The sequence below is a fragment of the Streptomyces fagopyri genome, assembly GCF_009498275.1.
In the GTDB taxonomy this organism is placed as follows: Bacteria; Actinomycetota; Actinomycetes; order Streptomycetales; family Streptomycetaceae; genus Streptomyces; species Streptomyces fagopyri.
In genome coordinates this window covers 4767307-4785424 of sequence record NZ_CP045643.1, presented here as the reverse complement: position 1 = coordinate 4785424, position 18118 = coordinate 4767307, and the positions used below count along the sequence as shown (strand labels likewise).

Below are 18118 nucleotides of genomic sequence, written 5' to 3'. Positions count from 1 at the left end.
TTGGGGCCCGGTCGAGGGTGCTGGGAAAGGAGGGGCACCATGGATCTGGCCCTGCTGCGGACGTTCGTGACCGTGCACCGGGCCGGTTCCTTCACTCGCGCCGCCGCACTGCTCGGCCTCTCCCAGCCTGCCGTCACCTCGCAGATCCGCACCCTGGAGCGGCAATTGGGCAGGCCGCTCTTTCTGCGCCAGGCCCGCGGGGTGACGCCCACGACGATCGGGGACGAGCTCGCGCACAAGGCCGCGCCCCATCTCGACGCCCTGGTGGAGATCGCCGAGGTCGGGCTCGACGAGGACTCGTCGCTGCGTACCCTGCACCTCGCCGGGCCTCCGGAGTTCACCGCCGAGCGTGCGCTGCCCGCCCTGACCGGACTGACGGGCGACAACGGACAGGGATTCGCGCTGCGCGCCTCGTTCGGCAACGCCGAGGAGACGTTGGAGGGGCTCGCGGCCGGACACCATGATCTGGCCATCACCACGGCCCGTCCGCGTGGCGCCCTGCTCACCGCGACCCCGCTCTGCGACGAGGAGCACGTCCTGGTGGCAGCTCCGCGCTGGGCCGCCCGCATCAGTCCCGGAAAGCTCCGTCGCAAGGGCTCGCCGGTCCTGGACAACTTCCCCGTGATCGAGGTCCACGAGTCACTCCCGCTCGTCGCCCGCTACTGGGCCTCCGTCTTCGACTCCCGTCCGGCCGCCTCGGGCACGGTGGTCGTCCCCGATCTGCGCGCCGTGCTCGCCTGCGCCGCCACGGGCGCGGGCCTCGCTGTGCTGCCGCGGTATCTGTGTGCCGAGTCCCTGGAACGCGGAGACGTCGTGGCGCTCCTCGACCCCGTGGTGCCTCCCCTGCGCACGTACTTCCTGGTGGTCCGCACCGGCACACTGGCCATGCCGCACATCGCCCGGGCGTACGAATGGCTGCTGCACGCCGCCGCGGACTGGACCTGATGGCTGCGGACCGTGCGGGAAAACTCACCGGGTACTCGTGGAAGCCCTCCTGAGGGCCCTCCCTGAGCCCACGGGGCTCCAGAATGTTTCACGTGGAACCTGCCGGGCCACATTTCTCCCATGACCGTCCGACCCGTGGTCAAGCGCACCGCCCGTGCCATCCTGCTCGATGGCGACGACCTGATTCTGATCAAACGCACCAAGCCGGGTGTCGATCCCTACTGGCTCACACCGGGTGGCGGGGTCGAACCGGAGGACACGACCGTCGTCGACGCACTGCACCGTGAGGTCCACGAGGAACTCGGCGCCAAGGTCACCGATGTGGTGCCCTGCTTCGTCGACACCGTCGAGCACATCGGCGACGACGGCGGCGCCACCGGCGTGAAGGTGCAGCACTTCTTCGTCTGCCACCTGGAGTCCATGGATCCGGCCCTGCGACACGGCCCCGAGATGGACGAGCCCTGCGGCGAGTACGAGATCGTGCGGGTGCCCTTCACCCGGGTCGGTATCGCCTCCGTCCACCTCGTTCCGCTGTCCCTGCGCCACTATCTCGACGGGAACATCGAAGGCGTACGGGCCATGCACGCGCCCGACCTGGGCTGACGTCCTCCGGTCGCACGGCACTCGCGCCCGCCCCCGGCAGTGCGCGTCCGCGGATCAGTCGCCGGCCCCGACGAGTTCCTCGACCGAGTCGTGGCGGATACGGTCCGACGGGATGCCGGCGTCCCTCAGCGCGTCCATCCCGCTGCGGATCATGCCCGGCGGCCCGGAGAGATAGGCGTCGTACTCGTTCCACGGTCCGTACTCGCGCACGGCGTCGGGCAGGTGGAGATGCGCCTGGTGGTCGACGACCGGGCGGACGGCGAGCCACGGATGGCTCTGCTGAAGGCGCAGCATCGTGTCGATGTCGTACAGGTCGTGATCGGTGCGGGCACCGTAGAAGACCTCGACCGGGCGCCGCTCTCCGTGCTCCGCGACATCCTCGACCAGCGCCTTGATGGGCGCGATGCCGGTGCCGCCGCCCAGGCAGAGCAGCCCGTTGTCGCTGCTGTGATCGACGGTCATCGATCCGGCAGGCGGCCCGAGTCTGATGATGTCGCCGGGACGCGCGCGGTGCACCAGGGCGTTGGAGACCCACCCCGCCGGAACCGCCTTCACATGGAAGGACAGCAGTCCGTCGGACCGGGGCGCGGAGGCGAACGAGTAGTGCCTCCAGATCCGGGGCCACCACGGCGTCTCCAGGCTCGTGTACTGCCCGGCGAGGAAAGGATACGGCTGGTCGGGTCGGACGGTGACGACGGCGACGTCAGGGGTCCTGAGATCGTGCGCGACCACCTCGGCGTACCACCAGGCCGGGGCACGCAGTTCGTCGGAGGCCGCCGCGTCGATCATGACCTGGGAGATGGTCGTGTACGCGCGCACCCAGGCCGCCTCGGTCTCGGCGTCCCAGATCGCCGAGGCGAACCGGCTGAGCGAGCCGATGAGGCACTCGCCGACGGCCGGGTAGTGCTCGGGCCGGGTCCCGTACTTGCGGTGACCACGACCGAGGTTCTGCAGATAGTCGACGAGAACCGCGGTGTTGTCGATGTGTTCGGCGGCGGTCAGCAGCGCTTTGAGCAGCCGGTCCCGCTGGGTGTCCATCGCGGCGGGGAACAGCGACCGGAGTTCCGGGTGCCGTACGAAGAGCAGCGCGTAGAAGTACGAGGTGACCTTGTCGGCGACGGAGCCGACCTCGGCCATGGTCCGACGGATGAGCACGGCGTCCGGGGACGGTTCCGCGACGGCGGCGGGCCTCCCCACGGGCACCGACGGACGGATCGGCACCGGTCCCGGTTGCGAGGGGACGGGACTCCGGCCCACGCGGGCCTCTGCGGGAGACGCGGTCCGGGGTTCCGGCGTCACCGAGGCACGGAAGGGCGCGACAGCGTCCTGGACGGCTTCGGAAGCTTTCTGGCTCGCGGCGGTGGGCACCGCGTCCTCAAGAGCGGATATTCGCGTCTGTGCGCCCGTCTCCTCGCCTGTACGTCGCCCGTGCCTCTGGGAGCTGTCCTCTGCCGGCCCGGTCTCCGTGGAGCGGCCCACGGGGCGCAACGCGGCCAGTCGGCTGGCCCCTTCGGTCTCCCGCTCCGTGTCGGCGGGTGTCGGTTCGGGTTCCTTGCGCGGCGTGAACCAGCCGCTCCCGCCATTTCCTCCGGAAGTGCCGTTGTCGGCCGACGTGGTGGTCGGAGCGTCCATACTGTGCCTCGCCTCGAACATCTTTCGGTCGGTCCATGCACTTCCGCGTTCGGAAGATGCCTGCTTTCCCCCGTAGACGGCTGGCTCTCCTGCCCCGTTCAGTCCTCTGACCAATGCGGCCACATTCAACCCAGGTTTCCGCACGGCACGGACAAGTAAGGCGAGAATGTGACAATGACCGCATCACCCTCACCGCAGCATCCCACTCCGCGTCAACGCCCGTCCGCATAACGGAAAATTCGGGTCTCGATCTCTCCGCCCCGTTAGGCTGCATTGGCCTGCGCTCACGCCCGACGCCCCACGCCATGCCCGCACATCCCGGCGACGCGAACCGGAGTCGACCATACCGGCAGTCGCCCCACAGACAAGTCGGCTCTTGCTTCGAAGAGATCGAACGAGGGACAGCTCATCAATTGTTCTGATTACAGGGCCTGTCGGACCAATGCATAGGCATCCCACAGGCTCCGCCCCATGTAGGAGTGCGTGGCGATACCGGCCAGTTGCGGGTGCGCGTTGACGGCGACGGACACCGGCACCGCCTCGAACAGATCCTTGTCCGAGAACGAGTCGCCGTAGGCGACGCAGTCGGCCGGCCTCACCCCGAACTCTTCACAGAGACGGTTCGCGATCTGCACCTTCGCCGCGGCGCTGAGAATGCCGCCGAGATCGACGGGCTCGGTGAAGGGCAGGGCCGGGAAGCGCGAGCCGTATGCCGCATGCGCTCCCCACCTCGTCAGCCGCTCGACGAAGAAGGAGGGCGAGAGCGAGACGACGGCACAGTAGTCGCCGTTTCCTCTGATCTCGGCCCACACCTCTTCGATGCCGGACAGCCAGGGCGCTTGCTCGAAGGCCTCGGCGACATGCGCGTCCGTGAGTTGCGTCCACAAGGCGTGTACCTGCGTGGCGTATTCCGGCGGACCGATGCGTCCTGTCGAGATTGCTTCCTCGATCGCGATCGTCTCGGCCTCCAGGCCGATCTGTCGCGAGATCTCCAGGGACGCGGAACTCCCGTACAGCAGCGTTCCGTCGAGGTCGAAGAGATGAAGGTGTGCCATACACGCCGAGGCTAGCGGTAGGAGCGGTCTTCGCTGTTTCACGTGAAACTTGAGTACGCGTCCGCTCTGTCCAGGAGGCCGTCATGGCCAAAAGAGCATGCGTCCGCGGGCAAACAAGTGGACGTCGGGGGTATGTGTCGGACAGCCTGACCTGCGTGTCGACACCTTCTCTCCCTGCTCTGCCCATCCGTCGCCTGACGCTCCGCGATCTCACCGACTGCGCCGACTTGTCCGAGGACCGGGGGTGGCCCCGCGAAGAACACAAATGGGGTCTGCTTCTGACGGCGGGCAAGGGATACGGCATCGATGCCCCGGACGGTGGCCTCGTCACCGCGTGCGTCGTCACCGAGTACGGAACACCGGGGCGGCCCGATCTGGGAGCGATCGGAATGGTGCTGGTGGCGAAGCGGTATGCCCGTCAGGGCATCGGTCGACGGCTGATGCGGCATGTGGTGGCGGAGATGGGTCTCACTCCGCTGACCCTGCACGCGACCCCGTATGGACGACCGCTCTACGAGGAGCTCGGCTTCAAGGTCACGGGCCGCGCCGAGATGGTCCGAGGGCACTTCGTCCTCCGCGGGCCGGAACCGCAGGTCGCCACCCGGCCGGCCGGCGCCGAGGATCTCGCCGGGATCATCCGGCTCGACACAGAGGTCTTCGGCCTCGACCGCACCCATATGGTCACGCGTCTTCCCGCTTTCTCCGACCAGCTGCGCGTCGTCGAGGAGAACGGTCGGATCACCGGATACGCGGCCGCCTGGCCGAACATGGACACCCATGTCGTGGGTCCCCTGATCGCCCGCGACACGGAGACCGCGAAGGCACTCGTCACCTCGCTGGCCGCCTGTACCGACCGCCGGCTGCGTACGGACATCGACGTACGGCACCAAGAACTGCTGTCCTGGGTGAAGGAGTGCGGTCTGGAATCCGTCGGCTTCAATGACGTGATGACGTACGGGATCTCGGAGGTGCCCGGCGACTGGACGCGGCGCTTCGCTCCGCTGTCGGTGGCGGCGGGCTGAAGAGCCGCCGGACGCGGTGAGGCTTTCCCCGCGCGAAAGTGCCGTCCCCGGCAACTGCTGGGGACGGCACTTGGGTGGAGTCGATCAGACGAGAGCGTCCACGGCGGCCGCGGCGAAGCCGTGGTCCTGCTCGGGCGCCCCGCCGCCGACACCGACGGCGCCGATCAGACGGCCGTCGCGGTGGACCGGGACACCGCCCGCTATGAACAGCAGCGGGCGGTCGAGTGCGGTGGGCAGCGTGTGAAAGAGGCCGCCGGGCTGGACCGCGTCAACGAGATCGGCGGTGGCGGAGTTCAGCTGGAGGGCCGTGTAGGCCTTGCGGGTGCTGGTCTCGCCGGAGATCAGGACGGCCCGGTCGTCGCGCCGGAAGGCGAGCAGATGACCGCCCGCGTCGAGGACGGTGACGCTGACCGTGACTCCGGCGGCCTCGGCGGCCCGGTGGGCCGCGGAGAGGAGAACCTCGGCGTCCTGGATGGTCAGTGGGGCGACAGCGGTGGCAGTGGTGCTCATGAGGGGCTTTCTCCTTGTGGGCTGTACTCGGCCAGGGCCGGCCGGGGGACCGGACTGGTCGTCACAGGTGACCGTCCGTCGGTCGGACCGGTGAGTGGGCGAGCCGATGGGCTCAGGGGTGGACAGCGGTCCGCCGCTCGGCGGACGCGCCTTCGGTGAGGACGGCCCCGGGGACACCCGCCCGGCGCTCCAGAGCGGACGAGACCATCGCGAGGACGAGGGCACCCGCGGCCAGCACGGCGCCGACCCAGTTGGGGGCGGTGTAGCCCAGCCCCCCGGCGATGACGATGCCGCCGAGCCAGGCGGAAAGGGCGTTCCCGAGGTTGAAGGCTCCGATGTTCACGGCCGAGGCCAGGGTGGGGGCACCGTGCGCCTGGTCGAGGACACGCTTCTGGAGCGGTGGCACGGTCGCGAACCCGAGGGCGCCGACCAGGGCGATCGTGATCGCCGCGAGGATCTTGTTGTGCGCCGTCACCGTGAACAGCGCGAGCACGACAGCGAGGCCCCCCAGTGACGTGTAGAGCATCGGCATCAGCGCCCGGTCGGCGAACCTGCCGCCGATGAGGTTCCCGCCGACCATGCCGAGGCCGAAGAGCACCAGCAGCCAGGTGACGGAACTGTCGGCGAAACCGGTCACGTGGGTCATCATCGGCGCGATGTAGGTGATGGCCGCGAAGACACCGCCGAAGCCGAGCACGGTCATCGCCATGGCCAGCAGGACCTGGACGTTCTTGAAGGCGGCCAGTTCATGGCGGAGATGGACGCCTTCGGGCTTCGGCATCTCGGGGACCAGTTTCGCGACGCCCAGCAGGCCGATCACACCGAGCGCGGCCACACCCGCGAAGGTGACGCGCCAGCCCGCGGACTGGCCGACCAGCGTGCCCAGGGGGACACCCACGACATTGGCGATGGTGAGCCCGCTGAACATCATGGCGATCGCCCCGGCCTTCTTCTCCGGCGCGACCAGCTCGGCCGCGACGACCGATCCGATGCCGAAGAACGCGCCGTGGGCGAGAGAGGCCACGACCCGGCCCAGCAGCATCAGTCCGAAGACCGGCGCCACGGCGGAGAGCAGGTTACCGAGGACGAAGAGTCCCATCAGCACCATCAGCATCCGCTTGCGGGACACCTTGGTGCCGAGCGCGGTCATGATCGGGGCGCCGATCACGACGCCGAGCGCGTAGCCGGTCACCAGGAGCCCGGCGGTGGGGATGGAGACACCGAAATCGCCGGCGACCTCAGGCAGCACACCCATGATCACAAACTCGGTGGTTCCGATTCCGAAGGCCCCGATCGCGAGGGCCAGAAGCGCGAGAGGCATGGTGGGGTACACCTTCCCAAAAGATTGCAGGAGCGCTTTGCGTGCGTTCACAATAGTTGCAGACGCGGGTTAAATGCAAGAGCGGACTATTGCGCCCGTGCCCTACCCTGGTGTCAGCCGCTCCGGGACGGAGGAACACGCCATGACAGCCACGGACCCCGCACTCACCGCCCTCGCACAAGGGTGGTGCGCCCTCTCCCTGCTGCACGGGAGGATCGAGGCCCACATCGAGCGCGCCCTACAGGCCGGGCACGACCTGAGCGTGCGGGAGTACTCCTTGCTCGACGTGCTCAGCCGGCAGCACGACGGCGAGGGCGGCCATCTGCAGATGAAGCAGGTCGCGGACGCGGTCGTGCTCAGCCAGAGCGCCACCACCCGGCTCGTCACCCGGCTCGAGGACCGCGGTCTGCTGTCCCGCTACCTCTGCCCGACCGACCGCCGCGGCATCTACACGAACGTCAGCGAGGCGGGGCTCCAACTGCTCGACGAGGCGCGCCCCACCAATGACGCCGCCCTGCGCGAGGCGCTCGACGAAGCGGCCGAGAACCCCGCGCTGGCACCGCTGGTCCGTGTCGTGGAGTCGGTGAGCGTGCCCGCACAGACCCAGCACGGACGGCTTTCTACCCCTGTATAGGCTGCGCCCATGGGAGATCTTGAGATCCGGCCGGCCGCCGCGGATGACGTTCCCGCCATCGTCGCGATGCTCGCCGACGACGCGCTCGGGGCGCAGCGGGAGTCGCCTGACGATCTGGCCCCCTATCTGGCCGCGCTCGAACGGCTCAGCGGGGACCCGAACCAGCATCTGGTCGTCGCCGTTCGCGCGGGACAGGTCGTCGGCACCCTGCAACTCACCGTCATTCCCGGACTGTCCCGCAGGGGGTCGACCCGCGCGCTCATCGAAGGAGTGCGGGTGCGTGCCGACGAGCGCGGAAGTGGCCTCGGCAGCCGGATCATCGGGTGGGCGGTCGATGAATCCCGGCGTCAGGAGTGCCGGTTGGTCGAGCTGACCTCAGACGCCAGTCGCACCGACGCGCACCGGTTCTACGAGCGGCTCGGCTTCACCGCCTCGCACGTGGGTTTCAAACTGGCGCTCTGAACGCACCCCACCGAAACAGCCCGGCGGTCTCACCTACGCCAAGGCGTCCTGTTTCACGTGAAACAGGACGCCCTTCAACGTATCGGCCGCCTACGAAATGCCGCGCCACCCCTCGGGGTCCACCCCACCGGGCACAGGAGCGCTCTGGTCGTACGGCTGACGCGTGAAAACGAACGACCCGAGGTCCAGGTGGCTCAACGACCCGTCCGGGCGCCGTACCGCCCGCAGCGGCTCCCCCGTGTAGTAGCCGTCGAGCCCTGTCCAGGTCCCGTCGTCGTTCGGCCTGAAGCGTGAACTGCGGCCGACACCCGCCAACGGGCCCAGCTCGACCATGCCGTCAGCGGTGAGGCGCAGCGCGTACCCCTGAGTTCCCCAGTACCAGGGGCCCGCCAACTCCAGTACGGAGGGCTCGATCTCGGAGGCGGGACGCCAGGCTTCGGGGATCCTCGGCTCGGCCTCGGCGACGATGTGTACGAGATCGGCGGCCAACGTCAGCGGACGCGGGCCGGAGGTGCAGTTGGTCAGGACCACCGCCGACACGTCGTCCCGTACGCCGATGAGGAGGGCCGCCATGAAGCCGGGCAGCGATCCCGAATGGCCAGCGAGAATCCGGCCCGACCGGTGCAGCACCTGGAGTCCCAGGCCGTAGGCGTCCCCCGGTGCCAGCCCTTCGGCTTCCGGAGGAGCCGCGGGCGTCTGCATCTCCCGGAGGGACTCCGCGCTGAGCACCCGGTCGTCACCTTCGGCCAGGAAGGCCGCGAAGCGCGCCAGATCGCCCGTGGTGGACCACAGTTGTCCGGCGGGGGCCATCCGGCCGAGATCCTCTGCTGGCTCCGGCATCATGACGTCCGCCCACGGATGCACGGCCCAGCCACCCGCGTGAGGTGACTGCGGCAGCCCACTCGTGCGGTGCAGGCCCAGGGGTTCGAGCACCTCGCGGTGCAGGACCTCCTCCCAGGGAGCGCCGCGCACTTCCTCGACCAGAGCACCGAGAAGGGTGTAGCCCGGATTCGAGTAGTGATGAAGCCGCCCGGCCGGATGCAGGAACGGCTGCTCGCCGAGGACGTCGGTCAGCTCGGGCCGAAGGGATCCAGGGGTACGTTCCCACCACGGGCCGGGTGTCTCGGCCGCCAGACCGGCGGTGTGCGCGAGAAGTTCGGCGATGGTCGCCTCCCCCGCGCCCGTTCCCGGCAGATGCTTCTCCAGCGGGTCGCCCAGATCCAGCAGTCCTTCGTCCCGCAGCCGTAGCACCAACACGGCGGTGAACGTCTTGGTGATCGAGCCGATCCGGTACTGCACGTTCTCGTCCGGCCCGTGCCCGTCCACCGAGGTCCGCGATCCGTGCCACACCGTCTGTCCACCCCGGACCACCGCGGCGACCAGCGACGGAGCCCGCCCGTCGGCCTGAGCGACGGCGATACGGTGCGACAGAGCCCGGCGCGTGGCGGGAAGCAGCTCTTCCTGAGGTGTTGTCATACCCCCAGTCCACCCGGACCGGCGCCACTCGTCGAGTTCATTTCCCCGGACACCGGCGGATGCGCTCCCACACCGCCCTGGGCACCGGATCAGGTCTGCGCCATGTCCACGAAGCGGGAGTAGTGGCCCTGGAAGGCCACCGTGATCGTGGCCGTCGGGCCGTTACGGTGCTTGCCGACGATGATGTCCGCCTCGCCCGCCCTCGGCGACTCCTTCTCGTACGCGTCCTCGCGGTGCAGCAGGATCACCATGTCCGCGTCCTGCTCGATCGAGCCGGACTCACGCAGGTCGGAGACCATGGGCTTCTTGTCCGTACGCTGCTCGGGGCCACGGTTGAGCTGGGACAGCGCGATCACGGGCAGCTCCAGCTCCTTGGCCAGCAGCTTCAGGTTTCGCGACATGTCGGAGACCTCCTGCTGCCGGCTCTCGGAACGCTTGCCGCCCGACTGCATCAGCTGCAGATAGTCGATCACGACGAGTTTCAGGTCACTGCGCTGCTTGAGACGGCGGCACTTGGCGCGGATCTCCATCATCGACAGGTTCGGGGAGTCATCGATGTAGAGCGGTGCGGCGGAGACATCCGGCATCCGGCGCGCGAGCCGGGTCCAGTCCTCGTCGGTCATCGTGCCGGACCGCATGTGGTGCAGTGCCACGCGTGCCTCGGCAGACAGCAGACGCATCGCGATCTCGTTGCGCCCCATTTCCAGGGAGAAGATCACGCTGGGCATGTTGTGCTTGATGGAGCAGGTCCGGGCGAAGTCCAGCGCGAGCGTCGACTTACCCATGGCGGGACGGGCCGCGATGATGATCATCTGACCTGGATGCAGTCCGTTGGTGAGCGAGTCGAGGTCGGTGAAGCCGGTCGGCACACCGGTCATCTCCCCCGACCGCGAACCGATCGCCTCGATCTCGTCGAGGGCGCCCTCCATGATGTCGCCGAGCGGCAGATAGTCCTCGGTGGTGCGCTGCTCGGTGACGGCGTAGATCTCGGCCTGGGCACTGTTGACGATCTCGTCGACGTCGCCGTCGGCCGCGTATCCCATCTGGGTGATGCGGGTGCCGGCCTCGACCAGGCGGCGGAGCACCGCGCGCTCGTGGACGATCTCCGCGTAGTACTCGGCGTTGGCCGCGGTAGGGACCGTCTGGACGAGGGTGTGAAGGTAGGACGCGCCACCGACCTTGGTGATCTCACCCCGCTTGGTCAGCTCGGCCGCGACGGTGATCGGGTCGGCCGGCTCGCCCTTGGCGTACAGGTCGAGGATCGCGGTGTAGATCGTCTCGTGTGCGGGCCGGTAGAAGTCGTGGCCCTTGATGACCTCGACGACATCGGCGATCGCGTCCTTGGACAGGAGCATGCCACCGAGGACGGACTGTTCGGCGTCCAGATCCTGGGGCGGCACACGCTCGAAGGACGACCCTCCGCCTTCCCACGGCCCGTTGTCCCGGTCGCGGTCGTGCTGTTCGTCACGCGCCCGCCCCGAATCACGGCGCTGACGGGAAGCGGGCAGACGATCACTGGGACCGCTGTCGGCCCACGGGTCGTCCAAGGGCTCGGAAATGCTCACCGAGCCACCTCCTCCCGTCCGCCGGGCGGACCTAGCCGTGCCCAATATTTCTACGGCACGGCACTGACAAATAAGGGACCCAACTCCGGTTCCGACGCGTCGGTTTTGCGAGGTTTCCGAGGGCGGAGAAGAGAGCGGGTGCCGCACCACGTTAGGCCCGCGGGCACCGTCAGCCAATCTGGTTATCCACAGGCCATGTGGACGACGGCCCGGATGCTGTGGAGAACTCCACAAAACCTGTGCACGACTCGGTGGACAGGCCTGTGAACAAGCCCTCAGCGATCCCTTATCAACACTCCTGACCTGCCGTTTCACCGTCCACCGGCTGTGCAGAAGAAAAACTTTTCCAGCTGGACCAAGATCCCTTCAAACGGTACGCGGCGACACGCCCGACAGGCAGACAAGTAAGGGTCATGACTGCATTGCATCTCTTACCTGTGGAAGATTAGATTGGTGCCCATGACACAGGCTCCCGCGGCGCCCAGGACCGCCCGACGCCGGCACGACCGAGAGATCGTCGCGCTGGCCGTTCCGGCCTTCGGCGCACTCGTCGCCGAGCCGCTTTTCGTGATGGCCGACAGCGCCATCGTCGGCCATCTCGGCACCGCGCAACTGGCCGGTCTCGGTATCGCCTCCGCCCTCCTCGTGACGGCCGTCAGCGTCTTCGTCTTCCTCGCCTACGCCACCACCGCCGCCGTCGCCCGCCGGGTCGGCGCGGGTGATCTTCGAGCCGCGATCCGCCAGGGAATGGACGGCATCTGGCTCGCTCTGCTGCTCGGCACCGTCGTCATCGTCTCCGTCCTGCCCACGGCCCCCGCCCTGGTGGAACTCTTCGGCGCCTCACCGACCGCGGCCCCGTACGCGACGACGTATCTCCGCATCTCCTCACTCGGTATCCCCGCGATGCTCATCGTCCTCGCCTCCACGGGGGTTCTGCGGGGGCTTCAGGACACGAGGACTCCGCTCTATGTCGCCGTCGCGGGCTTCGTCGCCAACGCCGCGCTCAACGCCGGGCTCGTCTACGGCGCCGGGCTGGGCATCGCGGGCTCCGCCTGGGGCACGGTCATCGCCCAGTTCGGCATGGCCGCGGCGTATCTGTTCGTGGTCGTACGCGGAGCCCGGAAGCACGGGGCCTCGCTACGACCGGACGCCGCCGGCATCCGGGCCTGTGCCCAGGCCGGTGCCCCCCTGCTGGTGCGGACGCTGTCACTGCGGGCGATCCTCATGATCGCCACTGCCGTCGCGGCCCGTCTCGGGGACGCGGACATCGCCGCCCACCAGATCATCATGAGCTTGTGGAGCCTGCTCGCCTTCGCTCTCGACGCGATCGCCATCGCCGGGCAGGCCATCATCGGCCGCTACCTCGGAGCGGACGACACTCAGGGTGCCCGCGAGGCCTGCCGCCGCATGGTCCAGTGGGGCATCGCCTCCGGCGTCGTCCTCGGTCTGCTGGTCTTCGCCGCCCGGCCGCTGTTCCTTCCGCTGTTCACCAGTGATCCGGCAGTCCAGCACACCGCGCTCCCCGCGCTGGTTCTGGTGGCCCTCTCCCAACCCATCAGCGGAATCGTCTTCGTCCTGGACGGAGTCCTCATGGGCGCGGGGGACGGACCCTACCTGGCGTGGGCCATGCTGTTGATCCTCGCGGTCTTCGCGCCCGTCGCACTCCTGGTGCCCGCGTTCGGCGGTGGGCTCACGGCGCTGTGGGGAGCGATGACCCTGATGATGGCGCTGAGAATGCTCACGCTGTGGCTGCGCTCCCGTTCGGGACTCTGGATCGTCACGGGCGCCACACGCTGATCGAATACCGATCGACCCAGCGGATGACACGCACGTCGGCGTGTACCCATCCAGCCCGTCGCCCGTTTCACGTGAAACCCGCGGCGCGGGAAACCCCGTTTCACGTGAAACCCCTGACTCCGAGGAAGTCTCTCGTTCCACGTGAAACGAAGAAGGGCCGGACCCCCAGGGGTCCGGCCCTTCTCTCAGCTATGCCGAGCGCTGCACTCAGGCAGCGACAACCTCGATGTTGACCTTGGCGGCAACCTCGGGGTGCAGACGCACGGACGTCGCGTGGGCGCCCAGGGTCTTGATGGGCGAGCCCAGCTCGATGCGGCGCTTGTCGACCTCGGGGCCACCGGAGGCCTTGATCGCCGAAGCGATGTCGGCCGGGGTGACGGAACCGAAGAGACGGCCGGCGTCGCCGGAGCGAACGGCCAGGCGGACCTTGACGCCTTCGAGGCGGGCCTTGATCTCGTTGGCCTGCTCGATGGTCGCGATCTCGTGGATCTTGCGAGCACGACGGATCTGCTCGACGTCCTTCTCGCCACCCTTGGTCCAGCGGATCGCAAAGTTCCGCGGGATCAGGTAGTTGCGAGCGTAGCCGTCCTTGACGTCGACGACGTCGCCGGCGGCACCGAGGCCAGAGACCTCGTGGGTGAGGATGATCTTCATGTTTCGGTCACCCTTCCCTTATCGCGCAGTGGAGGTGTAGGGCAGCAGCGCCATCTCACGGCTGTTCTTCACGGCCGTGGCGACGTCACGCTGGTGCTGCGTGCAGTTGCCGGTCACGCGGCGGGCACGGATCTTGCCGCGGTCGGAAATGAACTTCCGCAGCATGTTCGTGTCCTTGTAGTCCACGTACGTGACCTTGTCCTTGCAGAAAGCGCAGACCTTCTTCTTAGGCTTGCGCACAGGCGGCTTCGCCATGGTGTTTCTCCTGTGTGATCAAGAAGTGTGGGTACGGCCCACCTTCGGCCCGAAGGCCTAGAAGGGGGGCTCGTCCGAGTAGCCGCCGCCGGAACCGCCGGAGCTTCCGCCCCAGCCACCGCCACCGCCGCCACCGCCCTGGTTGCCGCCACCGGCAGGGGTGCCGGTCGCCCAGGGGTCGTCCGCGGGAGCAGCGGCGCCGCCGCCCTGCTGGCCGCCGCCGGAGCCTCCGCCCCAGCCACCGCCCTGCTGGCCGCCGCCACCACCGCCGCCGTAACCGCCCTGACCGCCTCGGCCGGTGGTCTTGGTGACCTTGGCCGTGGCGCTCTTCAGGCTGGCGCCGACTTCCTCCACGTCCAGTTCGTAGACCGTGCGCTTGACGCCCTCACGGTCCTCGTAGGACCGCTGCTTCAGCCGGCCCTGCACGATGACGCGCATGCCTCGCTGGAGCGACTCAGCGACGTTCTCCGCCGCCTGACGCCAGACCGAGCAGGTCAGGAACAGGCTTTCGCCGTCCTTCCACTCGTTGGTCTGGCGGTCGAAGGTGCGGGGGGTGGACGCGACACGGAACTTCGCGACCGCCGCACCGGAAGGGGTGAAGCGCAGCTCGGGGTCGTCTACAAGATTGCCGACGACCGTGATGACGGTCTCGCCTGCCATGGGGGAACCTCTCGGCGGGTTTGCTGCTGGCTGCTGGTGCTGCTACTCGATGCCCGAGATCAGCTGAGCGGGAGAGCTCAGTGGGTCTCGGGACGGAGGACCTTGGTCCGGAGGACCGACTCGTTCAGGTTCATCTGGCGGTCGAGCTCCTTGACGACCGCAGGCTCGGCCTGCAGGTCGATGACCGAGTAGATGCCCTCGGGCTTCTTCTTGATCTCGTACGAGAGACGACGACGGCCCCAGGTGTCGACCTTCTCGACCTTTCCGTTGCCCTCACGGACGACGGAGAGGAAGTTCTCGATCAGGGGGGCGACAGCGCGCTCCTCCAGATCGGGGTCGAGGATGACCATCACTTCGTAGTGACGCATGTGGAACCCACCTCCTTTGGACTCAACGGCCACGGTCGTTCCGTGGCAGGAGGGTTGTGATGCGTACGCAACGGTATCCGCCGCCACTGACAATCGGGCTCCGTTCGATATACCGAGTGATCGGTGGACCGAGTGGGAATCCTTGTCGTGACCTGGCCTAGGCCTGGGCAGACACCGGTGCAGAGGGTACAGAGTACCCGCACACCCGCTTCGGGTTGAAATCCGGCCGGGGTCACCGTCAATCTGTACACATCGGGTGTGTATGGCGCTACGATGCGCCGCCTTCCGCAGGAGGTGCCACATGGCACAGACAGTGCGAACCAACACCGCCGGATCCCTGCTCGCCACCGACCACAAGTCCCATCCGCTTCAGGACGCCCTGCTCGCCGTGACTCTGGTCCTTGGGGTGACGGCGTTCATCACGGCACAGTTCGACAGCCTGCACCTGGTCAGTTCCTGGACGGGGCTGATCGGCATCTTCACCGGCGCGAGCGGACAGTTCATCTCGGAGACGACCCGGCAGCGCTTCGGGCTGATCCTGGGGCTCGGTGCCTCCGCCATCGGCTTCTTCCTCGGCATGGCCCACGGCGGCCTCTTCGGGGGCATCATCGGCTGAGGGGACGGAACGGCCGGGCGGCCCGGACACCACTCCGCGGCCGCCACACGGTCCCCGACAGGCGACACAACACCCCATAACGTCCCGACCGGGCATCGGTCCGGACGCAGGTTCCATACGGCCAGACGGGGCGCTCACAGGGCGCAGTAGGCTTCGGCGCGAGAGCCGGAGCCCCTGTACCCATGGGGACACACCAGCCCGAGGAGCGCCCCGAATGAGCCTGACCCTGAGGACCATCAGCCGAGAGCAGCATCTGGCATACATCCAGAGCCTGCCCTCGGCCAGCCACATGCAGGTCCCGGCCTGGGCCGACGTGAAGGCCGAGTGGCGCTCGGAGAGCCTGGGCTGGTTCGACGGCAGAAGCGGCGCGATGGTCGGCGCCGGGCTGGTGCTGTACCGCCAGTTGCCCAAGATCAAGCGCTACCTCGCCTATCTGCCCGAGGGCCCGGTCATCAACTGGTACGCGCCGAACCTCGACGAGTGGCTGCAGCCGATGCTGGCGCACCTCAAGCACCAGGGCGCCTTCTCCGTGAAGATGGGTCCGCCGGTGATCATCCGGCGCTGGGAGGCCACCTCCATCAAGGGCGGCATCCAGAACCCGGACGTGAAGCGTCTGCGTGACATCGAGGCCGACTTCATCGAGCCGCGCGCCTTCGAGGTGGCCGACAAGCTGCGCCGAATGGGCTGGCAGCAGGGTGAGGACGGCGGCGCCGGCTTCGGCGACGTACAGCCCCGCTACGTCTTCCAGGTGCCGCTGGCCAACCGCTCCCTGGAAGAGGTCCACAAGAACTTCAACCAGCTGTGGCGCCGCAACATCAAGAAGGCCGAGAAGGAGGGCGTCGAGGTCGTCCAGGGCGGCTACCACGACCTCGAGGAGTGGCAGCGGCTGTACGAGATCACGGCGATCCGTGACCACTTCCGGCCTCGACCGCTGTCGTACTTCCAGCGCATGTGGACGGCCCTCAACACCGAGGACCCCAACCGGATGCGGCTCTACTTCGCCCGGCGCGGCGGCGTGAACCTGTCGGCGGCGACGATGCTGGTGGTCGGCGGGCACGTCTGGTACTCCTACGGCGCCTCGGACAACATCGGCCGTGAGTTCCGGCCCTCGAACGCGATGCAGTGGCGGATGCTGCGCGACTCGTACGCCCTGGGTGCGACGGTGTACGACCTGCGTGGCATCTCCGACTCGCTCGACGAGACCGATCACCTCTTCGGTCTGATCCAGTTCAAGGTGGGCACGGGCGGCCAGGCGGCGGAGTACCTCGGCGAGTGGGACTTCCCGCTCAACAAGCTGCTGCACAAGGCGCTCGACATCTACATGTCGCGCCGCTGAGCATCCCGCCGCCGAGCCGGCCGAAACAGCATGCCGAGCCGCTGATCCGGCCCGGTGCCGCTCGCTCGGCCCGGCGCATGAGCCACACTTTCCTTCCATACCTCTGATACACCGCAGCCACGAGAAAGGTTCCGGGACCGGCCATGGCGCTCACGCTCTACGTCGACACCGCGCGCTGGCGGGCACACCACAAGCAGGTGTCCGAGCAGTTCCCGGGGCTCGTCCCCGTCTGCAAGGGCAACGGTTACGGCTTCGGCCACGAACGGCTCGCGGACGAGGCCACCCGCCTCGGCTCCGACATCCTCGCCGTCGGCACCACGTACGAGGCCGCCCGGATCAAGGACTGGTTCGGCGGCGACCTGCTGGTCCTGACGCCGTTCAGGCGCGGCGAGGAGCCCGTACCGCTGCCCGACCGTGTCATCCGCTCGGTGTCGTCCATCGACGGCGTGTACGGCCTCGTGGGCGCCCGTGTCGTCATCGAGGTGATGTCCTCGATGAAGCGCCACGGTGTCAGCGAGCAGGATCTGCCGCATCTGCACTCCGCCATCGAGAACGTGCGGCTGGAGGGCTTCGCCATCCACCTGCCGCTGGACCGTACCGACGGCTCGGACGCCGTCGAGGAGGTCATCGGCTGGATGGACCGCCTGCGTGCGGCCCGTCTGCCGCTGCACACGATGTTCGTCAGCCATCTGAAGGCCCAGGAACTCGCGCGGCTTCAGCAGCAGTTCCCGCAGACCCGCTTCCGCGCCCGTATCGGCACGCGGCTGTGGCTGGGCGACCACGACGCGACCGAGTACCGCGGGGCCGTCCTGGACGTCACGGCCGTCGCCAAGGGCGACCGCTTCGGCTACCGGCAGCAGAAGGCGGCCTCGGACGGCTGGCTCGTCGTCGTGGCGGGCGGTACGTCGCACGGGGTGGGGCTGGAGGCCCCGAAGGCGCTGCACGGCGTCATGCCGCGCGCCAAGGGCGTCGCCCGGGCCGGCCTGGCGACCGTCAACCGAAACCTTTCGCCGTTCGTCTGGGCGGGCAAGCAGCGCTGGTTCGCCGAGCCCCCGCACATGCAGGTCTCGATCCTCTTCGTGCCCTCAGACGCCACGGAGCCGAGGGTCGGCGACGAGTTGGTGGCCCATCTGCGGCACACGACCACACAGTTCGACCGCGTCGTCGAGCGCTGACGCCCGGCAGCCGCTCTCCCTCACCGGAGCGG

The 18118-nt window shown here is 68.3% G+C and carries 19 protein-coding genes; 9 read left to right on the top strand and 10 right to left on the bottom strand.

The window, feature by feature from the left end; translation table 11 throughout:
• Nucleotides 1-39 precede the first annotated feature (39 nt).
• Together GFH48_RS20565 and GFH48_RS20560 are read left to right on the top strand one after the other, a co-directional pair.
• Nucleotides 40-945 (top strand): LysR family transcriptional regulator, encoded by a 906-nt coding sequence (locus GFH48_RS20565; RefSeq protein ID WP_153289657.1) that lies wholly within the window; start codon nt 40-42, stop codon nt 943-945.
• A gap of 120 nt (nt 946-1065) precedes the next feature.
• A complete protein-coding gene (locus GFH48_RS20560) occupies nt 1066-1548 on the top strand; it encodes an NUDIX domain-containing protein (protein ID WP_153289656.1) in 483 nt (160 codons plus the stop codon).
• A gap of 54 nt (nt 1549-1602) precedes the next feature.
• On the opposite strand, the gene GFH48_RS20555 is transcribed toward GFH48_RS20560, so the two are convergent.
• Nucleotides 1603-3201, bottom strand: coding sequence for a globin domain-containing protein (locus tag GFH48_RS20555; protein ID WP_153289655.1), 1599 nt, complete (start codon nt 3199-3201; stop codon nt 1603-1605).
• Nucleotides 3202-3602: 401 nt separating this feature from the next.
• Nucleotides 3603-4235, bottom strand: a complete 633-nt coding sequence (locus GFH48_RS20550) for an HAD family hydrolase (RefSeq protein ID WP_153289654.1) — start codon at nt 4233-4235, stop codon at nt 3603-3605.
• Between the two features lie 155 nt (nt 4236-4390).
• Here GFH48_RS20550 and GFH48_RS20545 point away from each other — a divergent pair, with 155 nt between their 5' ends.
• On the top strand, nt 4391-5257 hold the full coding sequence (locus tag GFH48_RS20545) for a GNAT family N-acetyltransferase (RefSeq protein WP_153289653.1): 867 nt from the start codon (nt 4391-4393) through the stop codon (nt 5255-5257).
• Between the two features lie 84 nt (nt 5258-5341).
• Here the strand turns inward: GFH48_RS20545 and GFH48_RS20540 are convergent, their stop codons facing one another.
• Complete coding sequence (locus tag GFH48_RS20540; RefSeq protein WP_153289652.1) at nt 5342-5767, bottom strand: GlcG/HbpS family heme-binding protein; 426 nt, start codon at nt 5765-5767, stop codon at nt 5342-5344.
• Between the two features lie 112 nt (nt 5768-5879).
• Nucleotides 5880-7088: an MFS transporter gene (locus GFH48_RS20535; RefSeq protein ID WP_153289651.1), complete on the bottom strand. Its 1209-nt coding sequence runs from the start codon at nt 7086-7088 to the stop codon at nt 5880-5882.
• A 142-nt stretch (nt 7089-7230) separates the two neighbouring features.
• Here GFH48_RS20535 and GFH48_RS20530 point away from each other — a divergent pair, with 142 nt between their 5' ends.
• On the top strand, nt 7231-7722 hold the full coding sequence (locus GFH48_RS20530; RefSeq protein WP_153289650.1) for a MarR family winged helix-turn-helix transcriptional regulator: 492 nt from the start codon (nt 7231-7233) through the stop codon (nt 7720-7722).
• 9 nt (nt 7723-7731) lie between these two features.
• Nucleotides 7732-8184 carry a GNAT family N-acetyltransferase gene (locus GFH48_RS20525; RefSeq protein WP_153289649.1) on the top strand — a complete coding sequence of 151 codons (453 nt, stop codon included), beginning with the start codon at nt 7732-7734 and terminating at the stop codon, nt 8182-8184.
• 90 nt (nt 8185-8274) lie between these two features.
• Here the strand turns inward: GFH48_RS20525 and GFH48_RS20520 are convergent, their stop codons facing one another.
• Both GFH48_RS20520 and dnaB read right to left on the bottom strand, forming a co-directional pair.
• A complete protein-coding gene (locus tag GFH48_RS20520) occupies nt 8275-9660 on the bottom strand; it encodes a serine hydrolase domain-containing protein (RefSeq protein ID WP_153289648.1) in 1386 nt (461 codons plus the stop codon).
• Nucleotides 9661-9749: 89 nt separating this feature from the next.
• Nucleotides 9750-11225: a replicative DNA helicase gene (dnaB, locus tag GFH48_RS20515; RefSeq protein WP_153289647.1), complete on the bottom strand. Its 1476-nt coding sequence runs from the start codon at nt 11223-11225 to the stop codon at nt 9750-9752.
• Between the two features lie 459 nt (nt 11226-11684).
• Here dnaB and GFH48_RS20510 point away from each other — a divergent pair, with 459 nt between their 5' ends.
• Nucleotides 11685-13022 (top strand): MATE family efflux transporter, encoded by a 1338-nt coding sequence (locus tag GFH48_RS20510; RefSeq protein ID WP_153289646.1) that lies wholly within the window; start codon nt 11685-11687, stop codon nt 13020-13022.
• A 207-nt stretch (nt 13023-13229) separates the two neighbouring features.
• Here the strand turns inward: GFH48_RS20510 and rplI are convergent, their stop codons facing one another.
• The 4 genes from rplI to rpsF all read right to left on the bottom strand — a co-directional run bounded on the left by rplI (nt 13230) and on the right by rpsF (nt 14959).
• Nucleotides 13230-13676, bottom strand: a complete 447-nt coding sequence (gene rplI, locus GFH48_RS20505) for a 50S ribosomal protein L9 (RefSeq protein WP_153289645.1) — start codon at nt 13674-13676, stop codon at nt 13230-13232.
• Between the two features lie 18 nt (nt 13677-13694).
• On the bottom strand, nt 13695-13931 hold the full coding sequence (gene rpsR / locus GFH48_RS20500) for a 30S ribosomal protein S18 (protein ID WP_003949403.1): 237 nt from the start codon (nt 13929-13931) through the stop codon (nt 13695-13697).
• A gap of 57 nt (nt 13932-13988) precedes the next feature.
• Nucleotides 13989-14591, bottom strand: coding sequence for a single-stranded DNA-binding protein (locus tag GFH48_RS20495; protein WP_153289644.1), 603 nt, complete (start codon nt 14589-14591; stop codon nt 13989-13991).
• A gap of 77 nt (nt 14592-14668) precedes the next feature.
• Entirely contained in the window at nt 14669-14959 is a 291-nt protein-coding gene (gene rpsF / locus GFH48_RS20490; RefSeq protein WP_005482942.1) for a 30S ribosomal protein S6, read from the bottom strand.
• A gap of 301 nt (nt 14960-15260) precedes the next feature.
• Between rpsF and GFH48_RS20485 the strand changes: the two genes are divergently transcribed.
• The 3 genes from GFH48_RS20485 (at nt 15261) to GFH48_RS20475 (ending at nt 18086) form a co-directional block, all read left to right on the top strand.
• Nucleotides 15261-15575, top strand: a complete 315-nt coding sequence (locus GFH48_RS20485) for a hypothetical protein (RefSeq protein ID WP_153289643.1) — start codon at nt 15261-15263, stop codon at nt 15573-15575.
• A gap of 214 nt (nt 15576-15789) precedes the next feature.
• The gene (locus tag GFH48_RS20480; protein ID WP_153289642.1) at nt 15790-16911 is read left to right on the top strand and encodes a lipid II:glycine glycyltransferase FemX; all 1122 of its coding nucleotides are present in this window, start codon (nt 15790-15792) and stop codon (nt 16909-16911) included.
• Nucleotides 16912-17054: 143 nt separating this feature from the next.
• Nucleotides 17055-18086: an alanine racemase gene (locus GFH48_RS20475; protein ID WP_153289641.1), complete on the top strand. Its 1032-nt coding sequence runs from the start codon at nt 17055-17057 to the stop codon at nt 18084-18086.
• Nucleotides 18087-18118 lie beyond the last annotated feature (32 nt).